The sequence below is a fragment of the Treponema sp. R6D11 genome, from assembly GCF_054786075.1.
Map to the genome: position 1 here is coordinate 1 of NZ_BDHD01001268.1, position 345 is coordinate 345.

The following is a 345-nucleotide window of genomic DNA, read 5'->3' on the forward strand; positions in this document are numbered from 1 at the left end:
AAATTTCCTCATAAAAGTATTCTTCATTATTATTTTTTAATTCTGAAAGCAATTCAGATATATGTATTCTTATATTTTGAATTTCATCTTGAGAATTATCAAAAGAATAATTTACATACAAAGGAATACTTTGCATTAGCGCGATAGCCGGACGCAAAACCTCAATGCCGTTAAGCTCAATCTGTTCTTTTTTTATTGATGAAAGCGACATGGAAATAATTGAAAACAGCATTATTCCCAAAGGTAATAGAAATACAGAAGCGCTGATTGTCAATTTATTAATTAATTTTAAATTTCCTCATAAAAGTATTCTTCATTATTATTTTTTAATTCTGAAAGCAATTC

Annotated in this window: 1 protein-coding gene; it reads right to left on the bottom strand. The window is 26.7% G+C overall.

Translation table 11 applies throughout. The annotated features are described in order from the left end of the window. Positions 1–211, bottom strand: a 211-nt coding sequence (locus ACYVTD_RS18385) for a hypothetical protein (RefSeq protein WP_461249038.1), incomplete at its 3' end; no start/stop codon positions are given. Between the last annotated feature and the right edge of the window lie 134 nt (positions 212–345).